Source organism: Rossellomorea sp. SC111, assembly GCF_024733565.1.
In the GTDB taxonomy this organism is placed as follows: domain Bacteria; phylum Bacillota; class Bacilli; order Bacillales; family Bacillaceae_B; genus Rossellomorea.
Window position 1 is genome coordinate 59219 of the sequence record NZ_JANIOC010000003.1, and the last position, 16005, is coordinate 75223.

Annotated in this window: 18 protein-coding genes; 7 read left to right on the top strand and 11 right to left on the bottom strand. The window is 43.8% G+C overall.

All coding sequences use genetic code 11. The features are described from left to right. Window positions 1-201: 201 nt before the first annotated feature. The gene (locus NQ095_RS04300; protein WP_258262265.1) at window positions 202-1707 is read right to left on the bottom strand and encodes a leucyl aminopeptidase; all 1506 of its coding nucleotides are present in this window, start codon (window positions 1705-1707) and stop codon (window positions 202-204) included. Between the two features lie 157 nt (window positions 1708-1864). On the opposite strand from NQ095_RS04300, the gene NQ095_RS04305 reads away from it, so the two are divergent. Next, window positions 1865-2344 carry a divergent PAP2 family protein gene (locus NQ095_RS04305; protein WP_258262266.1) on the top strand — a complete coding sequence of 160 codons (480 nt, stop codon included), beginning with the start codon at window positions 1865-1867 and terminating at the stop codon, window positions 2342-2344. Between the two features lie 10 nt (window positions 2345-2354). Then, on the top strand, window positions 2355-3146 hold the full coding sequence (locus NQ095_RS04310) for an ABC transporter substrate-binding protein (protein ID WP_258262267.1): 792 nt from the start codon (window positions 2355-2357) through the stop codon (window positions 3144-3146). Between the two features lie 82 nt (window positions 3147-3228). On the opposite strand, the gene NQ095_RS04315 is transcribed toward NQ095_RS04310, so the two are convergent. From NQ095_RS04315 to NQ095_RS04340, 6 genes are all read right to left on the bottom strand, one after another. Continuing rightward, window positions 3229-4119 (bottom strand): fructose bisphosphate aldolase, encoded by an 891-nt coding sequence (locus NQ095_RS04315; RefSeq protein ID WP_258262268.1) that lies wholly within the window; start codon window positions 4117-4119, stop codon window positions 3229-3231. Between the two features lie 120 nt (window positions 4120-4239). Beyond that, a complete protein-coding gene (locus tag NQ095_RS04320; RefSeq protein ID WP_258262269.1) occupies window positions 4240-4944 on the bottom strand; it encodes a 3D domain-containing protein in 705 nt (234 codons plus the stop codon). A gap of 618 nt (window positions 4945-5562) precedes the next feature. Continuing rightward, window positions 5563-5880 (bottom strand): YuiB family protein, encoded by a 318-nt coding sequence (locus NQ095_RS04325; RefSeq protein ID WP_034763779.1) that lies wholly within the window; start codon window positions 5878-5880, stop codon window positions 5563-5565. Window positions 5881-6091: 211 nt separating this feature from the next. Further along, entirely contained in the window at window positions 6092-6217 is a 126-nt protein-coding gene (locus NQ095_RS04330) for a YuiA family protein (RefSeq protein WP_159362729.1), read from the bottom strand. A 158-nt stretch (window positions 6218-6375) separates the two neighbouring features. Next, a complete protein-coding gene (locus NQ095_RS04335; protein WP_258262481.1) occupies window positions 6376-6861 on the bottom strand; it encodes an NUDIX hydrolase in 486 nt (161 codons plus the stop codon). A 76-nt stretch (window positions 6862-6937) separates the two neighbouring features. Beyond that, complete coding sequence (locus NQ095_RS04340) at window positions 6938-8155, bottom strand: NAD(P)/FAD-dependent oxidoreductase (protein ID WP_258262270.1); 1218 nt, start codon at window positions 8153-8155, stop codon at window positions 6938-6940. Window positions 8156-8656: 501 nt separating this feature from the next. Between NQ095_RS04340 and NQ095_RS04345 the strand changes: the two genes are divergently transcribed. Together NQ095_RS04345 and NQ095_RS04350 are read left to right on the top strand one after the other, a co-directional pair. Continuing rightward, window positions 8657-9655 (top strand): NAD(P)/FAD-dependent oxidoreductase, encoded by a 999-nt coding sequence (locus NQ095_RS04345; RefSeq protein ID WP_258262271.1) that lies wholly within the window; start codon window positions 8657-8659, stop codon window positions 9653-9655. A gap of 175 nt (window positions 9656-9830) precedes the next feature. Beyond that, window positions 9831-10475 carry an SDR family oxidoreductase gene (locus NQ095_RS04350; RefSeq protein ID WP_258262272.1) on the top strand — a complete coding sequence of 215 codons (645 nt, stop codon included), beginning with the start codon at window positions 9831-9833 and terminating at the stop codon, window positions 10473-10475. A 49-nt stretch (window positions 10476-10524) separates the two neighbouring features. Here NQ095_RS04350 and NQ095_RS04355 read toward each other — a convergent pair whose 3' ends face one another. Next, complete coding sequence (locus NQ095_RS04355; RefSeq protein WP_258262273.1) at window positions 10525-10887, bottom strand: HesB/IscA family protein; 363 nt, start codon at window positions 10885-10887, stop codon at window positions 10525-10527. A gap of 217 nt (window positions 10888-11104) precedes the next feature. Between NQ095_RS04355 and NQ095_RS04360 the strand changes: the two genes are divergently transcribed. After that, entirely contained in the window at window positions 11105-11803 is a 699-nt protein-coding gene (locus tag NQ095_RS04360; RefSeq protein WP_258262275.1) for a DUF2225 domain-containing protein, read from the top strand. A gap of 387 nt (window positions 11804-12190) precedes the next feature. Here the strand turns inward: NQ095_RS04360 and NQ095_RS04365 are convergent, their stop codons facing one another. Next, window positions 12191-12433 carry a YuzB family protein gene (locus NQ095_RS04365; protein ID WP_258262276.1) on the bottom strand — a complete coding sequence of 81 codons (243 nt, stop codon included), beginning with the start codon at window positions 12431-12433 and terminating at the stop codon, window positions 12191-12193. Between the two features lie 322 nt (window positions 12434-12755). Here NQ095_RS04365 and NQ095_RS04370 point away from each other — a divergent pair, with 322 nt between their 5' ends. Further along, entirely contained in the window at window positions 12756-13823 is a 1068-nt protein-coding gene (locus NQ095_RS04370; RefSeq protein ID WP_258262277.1) for an NAD(P)/FAD-dependent oxidoreductase, read from the top strand. A 60-nt stretch (window positions 13824-13883) separates the two neighbouring features. On the opposite strand, the gene NQ095_RS04375 is transcribed toward NQ095_RS04370, so the two are convergent. Both NQ095_RS04375 and NQ095_RS04380 read right to left on the bottom strand, forming a co-directional pair. Further along, entirely contained in the window at window positions 13884-15092 is a 1209-nt protein-coding gene (locus NQ095_RS04375) for a cytochrome P450 family protein (protein ID WP_258262278.1), read from the bottom strand. A 135-nt stretch (window positions 15093-15227) separates the two neighbouring features. Then, window positions 15228-15554 carry a YuzD family protein gene (locus NQ095_RS04380; RefSeq protein ID WP_258262279.1) on the bottom strand — a complete coding sequence of 109 codons (327 nt, stop codon included), beginning with the start codon at window positions 15552-15554 and terminating at the stop codon, window positions 15228-15230. Window positions 15555-15746: 192 nt separating this feature from the next. On the opposite strand from NQ095_RS04380, the gene NQ095_RS04385 reads away from it, so the two are divergent. Continuing rightward, window positions 15747-15983, top strand: coding sequence for a NifU family protein (locus tag NQ095_RS04385; protein WP_034763763.1), 237 nt, complete (start codon window positions 15747-15749; stop codon window positions 15981-15983). Window positions 15984-16005 lie beyond the last annotated feature (22 nt).

Consider the following 16005-nt stretch of genomic DNA (forward strand, 5'->3'; position numbering starts at 1 on the left):
GTCGGTTCCGCAAGAAGGTGTATTCCATTAAATGTTAATCGGCTGGTTTTATTCATTTTTTCTTTATTTGCGTCATTTACTAATTATACCCAATACTTCTCCACCCCCACTCCCTCCGAAAACAAATAATAAAAAAGAGCCTCCTCCCAGCGCCCCTAAGCTCTGGCACTGAAAAAAGACTCTCCCGTCGTGCAAATGAGATTATTTCTCTAAAGGCTCAAAACGTTCGACCAGTAAGGCAAGGGTTCTTGCCATGACGCCTGTGGCCCCTGAAGGCCCGAGATCATGGCTTCCTTTCGTGGTAGCCGTTCCAGCGATGTCCAAGTGTACCCAAGGAAGTCCTTCGGCGAATTCACCGACGAAGGCTCCCCCCATGATGGCATGGCCTGCACGTCCCGGTGAGTTGTTCAAATCGGCAATATCACTTCCCCGTACCCGCTTTTTATCATTTTCCGTATAAGGAAGGCGCCAGATAAATTCACCTGATTCACCTGAAGCTTCCAGCACCTGCTCGAAGAATGCTTCATGATTTGTGAGGGCGCCGGTTTTATCCTCACCGAGAGCCACGATGACTCCACCGGTCAAGGTTGCAACATCCACTAAATAGTTGGCTCCCTGATGCTTTGCATAGGTCATACCGTCAGCAAGAGCGAGACGCCCCTCTGCGTCCGTATTTAACACTTCAATGGTTTTACCGCTCATGGAGGTAATCACATCGTCCGGCTTGAATGCAGAGCCGCTCACCATATTGTCCGTTGACGGGATGACAGCAACGACATTTTGTTCAGGTTTGATTTCGCCGATGATTTCCATGGCACCGAGTACTGCCGCTGCGCCGCCCATATCGGTTTTCATACCGACGATTCCATCTTTTGGCTTCAGGGAGTAGCCGCCTGTGTCGAACGTGATCCCTTTCCCGACTAAACCGATGACATCTTTCCAGTCCTCTTTCCCGTTGTACTTAAGGACGATCATCTTCGGAGGTTCAACGGATCCCTGGTTCACGGCAAGGAGTGCGCCCATTCCGAGGTGCTCCATTTCTTCCTTGTCGAGGATTTCCACCTCGAAGTTGTATCGTTCAGCCAGTTTCAGAGCGTACTCCGCCAATTTTGTCGACGTTAATAGATTACCAGGTGTATTCACCAGTGTACGGGCTGAGTTTACTCCATTCCCGAAGGCAGAACCGATGTGTAAAGCCGTCTCCACTTCTTTCGAATCTCCATTTGTAAAAAATTCGATCGCTTCTACGTGTACTTCCGGTTCATTTGATTTCTTCTTATAACCGTCGAATTCATAGGTAGACATCGTAAAGGCTTCCATGAAGGCATGGGCCACGTCCGTTGCCGCCATCTCCTCAGAAACAAATGTGTCGAGTGCGACAGAAAACGAGGACACTTTCATATTTTTTAAAGATTTGGACGCTGTCCCCAATGATTCTTTCAATAGATCAAACGTAAGCTCCTTTTGTTTTCCAAGTCCTACGAATACTATTCTTTTCGCTTCAATTTTTCCAAACGTATGTATCTTGGATACTTTTTTGTGCTTGGAAGAAATGTCCCCATCCTTCACAAGCTGTGTAAGATAGCCTTCAAACTTATGATCGAGCTCTTTCAGCTCCCCTTCGAATGTCGGCTGATTGTAAATACCTACGATCAGGCATTCTCCATTTGCATTGTTTACTTCATTTTGATTGATTGAAAATTTCATGTATACAGACACCTCCACTCTCTATTATAGCGGAGATGTCCAATTATTTCGACTTTCTAACAATCTACTGTTCAACGTTATACGAGGGGGGAATAGGGTATGATATAATGAGAACATTATTTTTATTCAATCAATTGAAAGGGTGGCATTTCACAGCATGGAAGTATTGTATAATTTTCCATTATGGGCGTCTTTATTTTCCATCTTTTTTGCTCAATTTGTAAAGGTTCCCATCCAGTTTATTGCGACGAGGGAATTGAATTGGTCATTGATCACCTCGACAGGCGGGATGCCGAGCTCCCATTCAGCAGCCGTGACTGCATTATCCACCGGGGTCGCCCTTGAAGTAGGACTCTCTTCTCCTATTTTCGCCGTATCTGCCATGTTTGCCATCATTACGATGTTTGATGCAACGGGTGTCAGAAGGCAGGCAGGAGAGCAGGCGATCGTCCTCAATCAATTGATGGTGGACTTCCAGCGCTTCATGTCAGAAGCCAAAGGCTGGCAGAACAAACCTGAACAGGAGAAGCGCAAGGAACTGAAGGAATTACTTGGTCATAAACCTATAGAAGTATTCTTTGGCGGACTTTCAGGAATCATCCTGACCCTTCTGCTTCATTATTTATTCATCGCCTAGGAGTGTGAGCATGAAAATCGTTTCCATTTGCCCCAGTAATACAGAAATCATTGATTATCTGGGATTGACACCCCTTCTTGCAGGCGTCGATGATTACTCCGATTATCCCGGGGAGGTAAAGTCCCTTCCGCAGCTCGGACCGGACCTTTCGATTAACATGGATAAGCTGGAGTCATTGAAGCCGGATCTGGTGTTTTCATCCTTAAGCGTACCTGGTATGGAAAAGAATATAGAAGAACTTGAAAGAAGAAATATTCCCCACATCACCTTGAATCCCCAGAGTTTCACTGATATTGCCGATGATCTCTTAACAGTAGGAAAAGCGTGTGGGATCGAAGAACATGCCTTAAAACGGCGACAGGAATTCATGGATACTGTCGAACGTTTAAAGACGATCGGGGACAAGGTTTCAAATCCTCCCTCCCTTTATTGGGAGTGGTGGCCTAAACCGGTCTTCACCCCCGGAAGGGTCAATTGGCTGACCGAATTAAGCACAATGGTCGGTGCGCGGAACCTTTTTGAAGATGTGGACTTGGCAAGTGTTCAAACCGAATGGGAGGACGTATTGAAGCGTAACCCGGATTACATCTGCCTGGCATGGGTAGGCGTCAGGCAAAGCAGGGTCAAGCCTGAGATCGTGAAGAACCGCCCTGGTTGGAATACACTTGATGCTGTACAAGAAGATCGAATTTTCGTCCTGGAAGAAGCACTCTATTGCAGGCCATCCCCTCTTTTGTTAAAAGGGGCCGTGAAACTTGCCCGGTTGCTTCATCCTGATTTGTATAATGATTCTGCGATCTGATAGACATAAAAGAACATGCCTGCTCACGTATATGCGAGCAGGCATGTTCTTTATTCTTTGTCCTTAAAGATTTCTCACTCCATCAGTTCTTCTGAACAGAGGCATCATAAATCGAATCAACCGCCTTCTTCAACGCAGCATCAAACTCTTCTTCGGATTGATCGGCACTTAGGTCAGTTGCCAATGCCCTGGAGAAACTTGCAATCACCCCGTCATTTTCTTTCAGCTTTTCATTCGCTTCATCACGTGAATAGCCGCCGGAAAGTGCGACGACCCGCACGACACGTGGATGCTCAACCAACTTTTTATACGCATTCGCTTTCGTCGGGATCGAGAGCTTCAGCATGACGTTTTCCTCTTCTGATAGTTCATTCAAGTGTTTCAAGATTTCATCACACAAAATCTCTTCAGATTTTTCCTTTTGTTCACTATGGATATTGACTTCGGGTTCGATGATCGGGACCAAACCGGCAGCAATGATGCGTTTTCCGAACTTGAATTGCTGTTCTACGACTTCTTTGATGCCGCTCGTGTTCGGTTCATGGATGACAGAGCGCATTTTCGTGCCGAAAATCTTCCGTTCAGAGGCACGGCGCAGTGTCTCATCCAAGTCAGGGATTGGTTTCATGAGCTGCACACCGTTCTCTTCTTCCGCCAGTCCTTTATCCACTTTCAGGAAAGGGACGATGCCTTTATCTGCAAGATAATCCCCTGTATATTTACCTTCGATTTCCCGGTCCATCGTTTGTTCAAACAGAATGACACCAAGGATCCTGTCGGGGCTGAAGGATGGGGAAGTGATGATTCTCGTCCGCATTTCATGGACCTTATCAAACATTTCGTCCTCATTTGAGTAGGAGTCTTCCTTCACACCGTACCCTGCTAATGCTTTCGGTGTACTGCCACCGCTTTGATCAAGGGCCGCGATGAATCCTTCTCCGTTCTTCATTTTGTCGAATTGACTTTTGTTCATATCTTCCACTCCTTTTAATTTCGAATCTCACTTTACTTTTCCCCTATTTACACTGTTGCTAAACAGATTGCATCTGGCCGGCACATAAATAAAGCACGCAGTTCGACTGCGTGCCCGTCTCTATTCTTTTTCAGGTGATAAAATCTGCTGCCTGAAAACTTGCATGGATTTGTTCTCATTAAGATCGGTCAAATCCTGTTCGGATAACTCACCTGTCCCCATCTGGATTACATAGACGTCCAGTGTCTGCTTGCCCCATTCATTAAAAACGTCGTCCACCGTTTCATAATAAAGATCTACTTTATTTCCTTTGATTGCACTCCCTGTATCGGCAACGACCCCGTATCCATAATGCGGGATAAACAGGATGGTACCGATGGGATAGACGGAAGTATCCGCTGCGATCGTCGAATACAGATCACGCTTCACTTTCACTCCCGAATATGTAATGCCATAAAGGGGATGACCAGGGTCCTTCCCCGTCGATTCAACGCCGGCAGTATAGCCCGTCGCTACCACCGTATGTTTCGTATATTGATTCCAATCAATGGATTCTTCCAATGTTGCAGGCTTAACAGAAGCACTGGCTGACACTTTTGTCTCATTACCTGTAAACCTTTTAAGAAACTTGAATGACAAATGCAGGGGATTTGTCTTATGCTCTTTATCTTGGAGACTCTTTTGATCATTGTCACCCTTGTCCATCATCCAGGTTTTAAAGGTTTGCGCCTCTACCCCCGACACTGATTGAAAGGTCGTGCCGAGTGCAAGGATAAACAAACTGACCATAACGAATCTTTTTGTCCAACTTTTAAACAGATTCATGTATTCACTCCTCCCACCCTACATACTTCCCATTGGGGAGGAGATATATGCATAAATTGATAAAAAACTCGAATAGTTTCAATATTTGGAAATTATTCCGCTTTTAATTTTAGGGGAAAAGTCCTTTAAAACCAGGCTATTCTATACTTCAACTAGTATGTTCTAATTTCTAAAATATTTTCTTAGAGAATTAATATTTATGAGAAAGTGCCTGGAAACAGGGACCGTTCCTTTCCGCTCCAGGCACTTGCTTTCCGGCGGGGAGGAAGTCGAGCTACAGCGGCTAGCCCCTCCGAGGTCATAAGCTAAATGGTCCACGAAGGCAACATAACGCCTTCTTAGGCCCATTCATCTTATGCTTGTCGGGGCTGAGCGAGCCGCTTCCGCTTTTCGATCCTTTCCTCTATTCCCGCAGAAGTCACGTGCCTTCCGCTTCAATCCACTCTGTGCTTTAATACTAAAAATCTTGACTATCTAACAAGGAATACCCAAAACACTAAAAGCTCTAATAGATTTTGTGTCGGATAATCACTTTATAAATGAATACCAAACTTTAATCGTCCTAAATAAAAAACCCGTTCAACCTTGGGACTTAGGCTCCCGGTTAAACGGATGTGGTTAGAACATGCGATATCCTTTTGCTCTTAGGATTCTCATGACGATACCTGACAGGATGGCACCTGCGAGGCCGCTTCCGAGAATCACGAGATCGGCTACGGCCAAGTGACTGAGTCTTGTCCCAAGTTCTGAAAAAGACTCACCTGCATTTCGGAAATAATCTATAAAACGAACTTCGTCCACGATAAAAATTACGACAATCGGATAAATGATGGCCATGATCCAAGTCATGCGCAATAACATATTTAACAAAAACCCTATTCCGAAAAATAGAACAAAAAATAGAAGCATCGATATAATCATTACATGTATAGGCATTTCAAATTACACCTCCATAACACTAAAGAATAGTGTACCCCGAGTGAAATGTAAGCGTCAATATTTTCAGGGAAAGATTTGTCACTTATTCACAAAATAAACTTATTTATCATCCACACATGAAAAAACAGACCCAACAACGGTTTCCATACTTCACAAGGGAAGTATCCACCTTCGTTAGGTCTGCTTTCATCCTCTATCCTTTAGGGGGTTATTTCTGTTTCCCGCTGCCTCCACAGCACGGACACGTTTCAGAACCACCCAATACTAACTGAAAATATCCTTTTCCTGAACAATAAAGACAGTATTTCGTTTTAGCATTCGCAGTAGCTCTCATTCTTCCCTCTCCCTTTTCTTTAATTTCTTAATTTTCTGATAATATATCATCTATCCGAAATAAAGAAAAGGGACATTATAGGGGATGTACCTTTAAGAAAGCGAATACATTTATGTTTTTCTTTCATTATCTCTTTCTTTCTTAAAATTTACAGAATTTTATAAAAATAATCGGTATTCTGTGTACGCGAACTGGTCACCTGGATTGATTCCTTCTATCATATTCAAGTTGTGCTGAGAGCCCATTCGTTTGATCATCTCATGCACCATCACAGATGCCTTCTCATCTGTCAATAGTTCCTGAGGGGACTTCCACTGGACATCCCATAATTCAGCTTCTTCTTTTTCAATAGAAGAAATTCCCTTATTCTCCAGCAGAAAGATCATCATATTATCGCTGATGTCCTGTTGGATGACCCCTGATCTTACACCGATGATCCCTTTGATGGTCGTATGTAATCCCGTTTCTTCCTTCACTTCTCTTATGACTGCTTCATCGACTGTTTCCCCGGCGTTCACAAATCCTGCAGGCAGGGACCACATCCCCTTCAATCCGCTGTATTTCTTTTTCACCACCAGCCATTTACCATTTTCATCAATGACAAGACCTGCAACGGCCAACCACACCTTACCCCTTTTCATTATAAGCACCTCCGTCTACTTTCTCCCATAATAAAAAGCAGAGTGGAATCCACTCTGCTTTCATTCAATCATTCAAGACTTAAAAGAACTTGAATTTCCCTTTTTTAAACACTAGTGATGGTCCACCGACCATGTAAAGAGCACGGTTGTCGACAACCTTCTTCATGAAGGAAGCCTTTGTACCTGTGATCTTCTTGCCGTAAACAACACCAATTGCATCATCTTCACCGAGGGAACATACTGTACCTTTGATGTCTGGAGTAAATAATTCCAGCTCCTCTTTACCTTGCAGTAAAGAAGCGATGTTGCGGGCACATACTTCACCTTGTTGCATGGCGATTTGTGCAGTCGGTGGATACGGGCGATCCGTTTCTTCATTAATCATCAGTGAGCAGTCACCGATGATGAAGATGTTGTCGTGACCTGGTGCGCGAAGATCTCTGTTGATTTTTACGCGGGCACGCATGTTTTCGATTCCAGCTCTTTCGATGATGGAGTTACCGCGGACACCTGCAGCCCATACAATCGTACTGGCTTTGATTTCTTCGACTTCATCTTCACCTTTAGCGATTAGAACGCTGTCTGCTTTTGCTTCCTTTAATGGAGTTCCGATATGGAATTCCACGCCTTTTTTCTCAAGCTTTGCACGGGCGTATTTCACTAGCTCCGGATCGAATCCAGGAAGGATCATTGGCGCAGCTTCCACACATACGATGCGCACTTTCTTACGGTCGATATCATATTCATGACAAAGCTCAGGAACACGGTTACCAAGTTCCCCAAGGAATTCGATACCGGTGAAGCCTGCTCCACCTACAACGATGGTCAAGCGTTCATCGTTCAATTCTCCCTCGTTCTTATACGTAGCAAATTGCAATTCAATGTGCTCACGGATTTGACGGGCAGAGTTGATGTTTGAAATCATGAATGCATGCTCATGAAGGCCTTGGATTCCGAATGTTTCTGATTCTGCACCCAGTGCAACGACCAGGTAGTCGAATTCTACTTCGCCTTCACCCGTGATGACTTTCTTCTCTTCCACCTTGATATCTTCAACAGTCGCTTGCAGGAAGTTCACTTTGCTCGTGTTGACAACATCCTTCACGTCGTAGCGCACACGATCGTGATGAAGCGTACCTGCGGAAGCTTCGTGTAACCAAGTGGTTTCATAGTGATAATCGTTCTTATTAATTAAAATAATTTCTGCTTCATTTGTTCCGAGTTGCTTTTGAAGACGGGTTACCGTCATTAATCCACCATAACCTGCACCTAATACAACGATTCTTGGCTTTCTCAACTGAATCACATCCACCTTTTTTTGATAAATTTGCTTTGGATACTCTTAGAGTCCTCCACATTATGCGTTTTTATCCCGTTCAATATGATGCTATTATCTTTTTCCCTATTAAAAGGAAACTAAAACAAATCAAACGCGATGTTTTTTCCCCATTGAAGAAGGAAATAGTGTATAAAAAATATGAGAACAAAAGTATGTGACCTTTTTCACGAACTACTTCATAGCTATGCGAAAATTGTCATAAATCCTTAACAATATGTCTACATTACATAATATTCTTTTTGTGATGTATTTTCAAGATGTATATCGTAAATTGAAAACTTATGAATATTTAAATAATAGTACACAAAAGTTAGAAACTCTTTCTACCCGAAACGTCTTACAACCACTCGGATAAAAGTCTGATTATTCCCACTAATATGCCGATTATTGTGAAGAATCGAGACCGGTATGTTAGAATAAATGAATACGAAATACATCTTAATTGTTGGAGGGATCCAGTTGAAGGAAGATCAAAAAGTGTATGATATTACGATCATAGGCGGCGGTCCAACCGGGCTGTTTACAGCGTTCTATGGCGGCATGAGAAAAGCATCAGTTAAGATCATCGAAAGTTTACCACAACTCGGGGGGCAGCTTGCTACTCTATATCCTGAGAAATACATATATGACGTTGCCGGTTTTCCTAAAGTGAAGGCCCAGGACCTGGTCAATAATTTAAAAGAGCAAATGGCGAAATTCGAAACGACCATTTGTTTGGAGCAGGCCGTAGAAGGTGTAGAAAAACAGGCTGACGGTATGTTCAAGCTCACCACCGATAAAGAAGTTCATTTCTCAAGAACGATCATCATCACGGCAGGAAACGGCGCCTTCCAGCCACGCCGCCTGGAACTTGAGCACGCATCCGGGTTTGAAGGGAAAAACCTTCATTATTTTGTTGATAACCTGGAGCATTTCAGAGATAAGAAAGTGGTCATTTGCGGTGGCGGAGACTCTGCTGTTGACTGGGCTCTTATGCTTGAGCCGATCGCAGAAAAAGTTTATCTCGTACATAGACGGGATAAATTCAGGGCTCATGAACACAGCGTAGAGAATTTACACAACTCCAAGGTTGAATTGAAAACACCATACGTCCCATCTGAGCTGGTCGTTGATGAGGAGAAGATCAATCAGCTCGTATTGGAGGAAACGAAAGGCGATGAAAAGGAAATCATCGACCTTGATGAGTTAATTGTAAATTTCGGATTTGTCTCCTCCCTCGGTCCGATCAAAGATTGGGGTCTTGAGATTGAAAAGAACTCAATCGTGGTCAATTCCCGAATGGAAACGAATATCCCTGGCATTTATGCTGCCGGTGATATCAGTACGTATGATGGTAAAGTCAAGCTTATCGCCAGCGGATTCGGGGAGGCACCGACAGCGGTGAATAACGCGAAGGCCTATATGGATCCCAAGGCACGGGTACAGCCAATGCACAGTACGTCCATGTTTACCGATTAATTCCATTTGCAAGGTTCAGGATATCGATTCCTGAACCTTTTTCTCATTTATAGAAGATCGACTCCTCTTCATCATGTCCTTCATTTTATCCGCACCCACGCCTTTGTTTATTTTCACCATGAATGGGTAGACTAATAGTAGGACAAAAATTTTCAGATAAAGGATGATGTGTAAAATGAATGTGTTAGTTATCGGAGCAAACGGCAACACAGGCCGCCATATAGTGAAAGAACTTTCAAATAGCAGTCAGCATTTCGTGAGAGCCATGATCCGAAAAACAGAACAGGCGAAGGAAATGGAAGACTTGGGAGCAAGACCGATTGTTGCCGACCTTGAACAGGATTTCTCGTATGCCCTTGAAAATGTGAATGCCGTCATTTTTGCAGCCGGCAGTGGTGGATCGACAGGAGACGATAAGACGTTAGCCATCGACCAGGAGGGTGCTAAGAAAGCAGTCGATTATGCCAAGAAGATGGGCATTGAGCGTTTTGTGATGCTCAGTTCCATGGGGGCCGATAACCCTTCAAGCGGACCCGATGAATTGCAGTTCTACTTAAAAGCCAAGGGTGCAGCGGATGCCCACTTGAAAGAAAGCGGCTTAAATTACACCATCGTCCGCCCTGGATCCCTTTCTTTCGATGATTCAACAGGAAAGATTGAAGCGGCTACAAGCATTACGGATAAAAGCCGTGAGATTTCCCGTGCAGATGTGGCGAAAGTGCTTGTGGACTCTTTAACCATCGAAGAAACCAATCATAAAGTATTCGAAATCTTGAGCGGTGACACTCCTGTAGAAGAAGCGCTGAAAAATATTCATTAAAATTGAAAAAGGGACGGACCTCACAAATTGAGGTCCGTCCCTTTTATGTTTAGCAATTCTCCGGCGTACCCTTATTCGTCGCCGTTACAAACGATGATCCGCACCCGCATGAAGCGATGGCGTTTGGATTGTCGATGGTGAATCCGCCGCCCATCATGGACTGCTTATAATCTATTTTCGTACCGTTCAGGATGGCAGCATCATTTTTTGCTACGACAAGCTTGATTCCATGCTGCTCTGTCGTTGCATCTCCATCTTGAAGCTCATGTTCAAATCCCATACCGTAAGAAAGGCCGCTGCAGCCTCCCCCTTTTACCGCTACACGTAACATGGCATCTGTTTCGTCATGTTCCTTCATCATATCTTTAATCTGAAGGGCAGCGGCTTCTGTTAGAATGACAACTTCACTCATTCATTACACCCCCAACCTTTTCATTTCTTACTACTTAGTATACTCCTTTCTATTTTACTACTCAACCGATGGGGCTTTGGTGAATGATTGGAAAGGAAATTATACGAATATTCTCATTAAACACAACTTTTTACTCACAATACATAAAAAACACTGGTTCCCTTCACCAACTTCAAGGTATAATGAGGTAAATAGTCCCGATTATGAGGTGAGATTCATGACGGTGGTGACCCCATTTTATGATAAGAAAACCCAGTGTCTATCGTGTAAACATTCATATAGTACGACAAGGATCCGGTCCCGATTTGTGAAGGTCACCGGGTATGATAGTGACTTTTGTCCCCTGTACCAGTCAGATGAAGTGAATCCTTTGCTTTATAACGTATCCGTCTGTCCGCAGTGCGGTTTTTCGTATACCGATGATTTTACAGCATACATACCTCCTGTTCTTAAGGCAGAGCTTGAAAAGAAAATCAGTCTGCACTGGCAGCCTCAGGATTACGGGAAAATCAGATCATATGAAGAGGCCGTCAATACGTATAAACTGGCCGCCTACTGTGCCCTGATCAAGAAGGAGAAAAAAGTGACCATAGCAGGATTATACCTTCGAACAGCCTGGCTTTATCGAAAGATGGCTGATAAAGAACAGGAAAGACGCTTCATTAATTTGGCTGCACATGAATACATCGATGCCTATGTGACAGATGGTGCTTCAGGTTCTTTGATGTCCGAGACGAAGCTTCTGTATATCATCGCTGAATTACTGAGGAGGCAGGATAAGATCGAGGAAGCGGCAGCCTACCTTTCTAAAGTCATCAGTAAGCAGCACCTCTCCACCGAACCAAAAATCATTGAAATGGCCAGAGAGCGCTGGTATGAAATCCGGGAAATCTATAAAGAAATGAAGTTTGTGTAAGGTTGATATTTAATGTAGCGAGTGTTGGTTGATTTCCGCTGGAGGAACACAATTTCTGCGAGAAGACCTTTGTAAAAGAGGATGGAACAAAAGTATTCCAGTCAAAAAAAATCCGAATGATCATTTGAATTTCTTAATTGAAATGATCATTCGGATTTTTTGTTTTTGTAGGGAAGCGTATGTAGACGGTTCCAGCTGTTGATTGGAGTGCAAGACGAAGACTCCTACGGGAAAAGCGGAATAGGTAAGACCCCGCAGGAGCGAAAGCGACGAGGAGGCTAGCCGAACGCCCGAGGAAAGCGAAGTCTTGCACGGAAATCAACAGCGGTGGACCAACGCATATTTTCAATCCACAAAAAAAATAAGCCGGTCAGGGCCGGCTTTTGTTTAGAACATCGGGTTGTCTTCAAGGAATTGATAGATCTCATCCACCAGTTCTTCAGGCGTGTCACCTGTTACAACCTCCCCATTGACGAGAGCATAAAACGCTTGGGCACATTTTCCGCAGTATCCCAGGCAACCGTACTCAATGACATCAAGGTTCGGGTCTCTTTCTAATATCTCAAGCGCTTTTTGCGCACCACTAGCAAGATTGCTTATACAAAATTCAATAATAGGTTTCAATTCCATCACCTCACTACTCTTAGTTATGCTACCTTTTTTTATCATTATCGTCAATGATTTGCATTCCATGTAATGGTATAACAGATTGTGAACATTTTCGCTTATTTCTGTTGTGAAAACACCTTTATTTCGATATACTTTTAATGTTAATAGGTTTATTTATGTAGAATTCACTCGAATTATGCTTCACATTGAAAATGCTTACTTTACCAGGACCCGCTTCGGCGCGACTGTCCTTTAAACCCTGTCCCTATTTAAACCGGGATATAAATTATATTCAAACACACTATTTCAACAATAATGTAGAGTGCAAAAAGGGGAAATTTTCATGAAACAATTAGTGCTGCTTGGCGGAGGATATGGCAACATGCGCGTCCTTCTTCGCTTATTACCCAACCAATTACCTGAAGATGTATCGATTACCCTGATTGACAGAAATCCTTATCACTGTCTGAAGACAGAATACTATGCACTTGCTGCAGGGACGATTTCAGATCAACATGTACGCGTGTCCTTCCCGGAACATGACCGGTTATCCTATGTATACGGAGATATCTCAGACGTGGACATGGAGAATAAACTCGTTCGTATGAAAGATCAGGATCCCGTACCTTATGATGATCTTGTCATCGGTCTTGGGTGCGAGGATAAATATCATAATGTACCCGGCGCAGATGAACATACGTTTTCGATTCAGACGATTGAAAGGTCACGTAAGACTTACCAAACGCTTTGTAATCTTCCAGCGGGTTCGATTGTCGGGATCGTCGGCGCCGGCTTGAGCGGGATTGAACTTGCCAGTGAGCTTAGGGAAAGCCGTTCTGATTTGAAAATTAAATTATTTGACCGTGGGCCACGTATTCTCAATGCCTTTCCTGAACGTCTGAGCTCTTACGTTCACGGTTGGTTTGACGAAAACGGCGTAGAAATCGTGAACAATTCCAATATTACAAGAGTGGAACCAAATACACTGCATAACCATGAAGAACAGATTTTCTGTGATGCCATTGTTTGGACTGCCGGGATTCAACCGAGCAAGGTCGTTCGCGATATGGATGTGGAGAAGGATGCAAGCGGTCGCGTCGTCCTGACAAAGTATCATAATCTGCCTCAGGATGAGAATGTGTATGTAGTCGGTGACTGCGCAAGCCTTCCTCAAGCCCCGAGTGCACAACTTGCTGAAGGACAGGCTGAACAAATCGTAACCATCTTGCTGAAGCGTTGGAATAATGAAGAGCTTCCGTCAGAGTTACCAAAGATCAAGCTGAAGGGAATCCTTGGCTCCCTCGGAAAGAAACATGGTTTCGGACTGGTAAACGAGCGCTCCATTACAGGACGCGTCGCCCGTTTGTTGAAATCCGGTGTATTGTGGATGTATAAATATCATAATGGTTGATAAAAGAACCCCTACTTTTCAACAGTAGGGGTTTTATTATGTCCTTATTCTAATCATCACTCATCCATTCAATTCCACATACAAATCCTTAAGGCCCCTAAGCAGGAACATATCCCTCCAATTGGACTCATCGTGCTTCCCCGTCATGGACATGGAGGGAAATGCGCTGAGCAGTTTTTCAAAGGCTATTTTCCCCTCTAGTCTTGCAAGGGGTGCTCCCAGACAGAAATGAATTCCATATCCAAAGGCCATATGCTGATTGGGTTTCCGAGTCACATCAAAAGTATCCGCACAATCAAATTTCCTTTCATCACGGTTGGCAGATGAGATCGAGGCAAGTACCACGTCTCCTCTCTTGATGCGTTTCCCCTTGAAATCGATGTCGTCATCAGACCACCGTGCGGTAGAGAAATCAACCGGACTATAGAAACGAAGTGACTCTTCAATGGCCGTCTCAATCAAAGAGTGATCCATCCTCAGCTTCTCTAATTGATCCGGATGTTCAAAGAGCGCATATATTCCATTCCCGATCAGGTTGACCGTTGTTTCATGCCCCGCAATGATGAGAAGAACAATCATTGAATATAGTTCATCTTCCGTTAACTGCTCCCCTTCTTCCTCATGCAAGATCATATTGGAAATCAAATCTTCCTTAGGGCTTTTCTTCTTCTCTGCAAACAGAAGCGTCAAATAGTTAATAAATTCCTTCATCTCTTCCTGGAAACCAGTGTTCATATTGTCTGATGCCGACACGATGGTGTTGGACCAGCGCCTGAACTTTTCACGATCTTCTGACGGGACACCAAGAAGTTCCGATATGACGATGATCGGAAGCGGAAAGGCAAACTCATCAATCAGATCTACGGAGCCTTCTTGGGCCTTCATCTCATCAATGAGTTGATCGGCGATGACCTCGATCCTGGGTGAAAGCTCCTGTATCCTCTTAGGATTGAAATAGGGTTGTACAAGTTTTCTCAGCCGAGTATGGTCAGGTGGATCGACATCGAGCATCATGTGCTGAAATACCCTTGTCTCCAATGGCAAATCGTTACTTCTCCCAGAATCCGAAAATACTTTTGATTGATCTTTGATAAAAGATTGTGTCTTTAGTAGCTCTAACACATCTTCATACCCTGACACGATCCACGTCGTATGCCCCCCGTTTTCCCATGCGGCAAACACCGGATCTGTATTTCTTAAGTGGGAATAGAATGGGAAGGCTCCCCTTTTAAAGTTGGACTGAAATATTGTATCGAACGAATTCATCATCTTCCCCCTTTAGTTAACTGACTAGTCAGTATTCTCAATCAGTATAAGATAAGGGAGGTGCTGCATCAATTCATTCGCCTCACCCTACACATAAATAAAGCCCATTTCATTAAATGAAATGGGCTTCCTCCGCGCTTAAACCGCTTTATATCCATACTTCTCAAGTTCACAGTAAATCGTCTTCAGACGGGGATTTCCTTCTCCGACAATTTTGCCATCCAACAAGACCACCGGGTAGAACATATCTTCTTCCACTACCCTTGAGGCAAACTGTTTCACCGATTCTTCTTCCGGCGGATTGTGGATATCCACATATTTAATGACAAATGGCTGATTTGGGTATTTCCGGCTCACTGCAGCCTCCAGCCATTCGTACGTTTCTTTCGATGATGGTAAGTTCACGCAGCTTGGACAGAGTATTTCTGCCCCGTACACGTAAAGTTCAACTGGCTTACGTTCCATATGATCCTCCCCCTTGTTCCCCTCTTTTGTTTATTTTACAAAAAAAGCAGGAAGGTTGGAACCATTTTCTTTCTGGAAACGGAACGGAATGGGAAACATTTCTTAAAAAAGAAATGCCCAATCATTTGCAGGTTGATAGATTTTTTGCGAATATGTCATTATAATAGATAGTAAGGAAAGGAGTAGATAATTATGGCTGAAAACGAAATGATTGCACCCGTTCAGGAAGTATTAGATAAATTACGTCCGTTCCTACTTCGCGATGGTGGAGATTGTGAACTTGTAGACGTTGAAGATGGCATTGTGAAATTGCGCCTTCTTGGTGCTTGCGGAAGCTGCCCAAGTTCAACCATCACATTAAAAGCAGGAATCGAACGCGCATTGGTTGAAGAAGTTCCTGGTATCGTTGAAGTAGAGCAAGTATTCTAATCGAGCTTGAACCTCAGTTCCT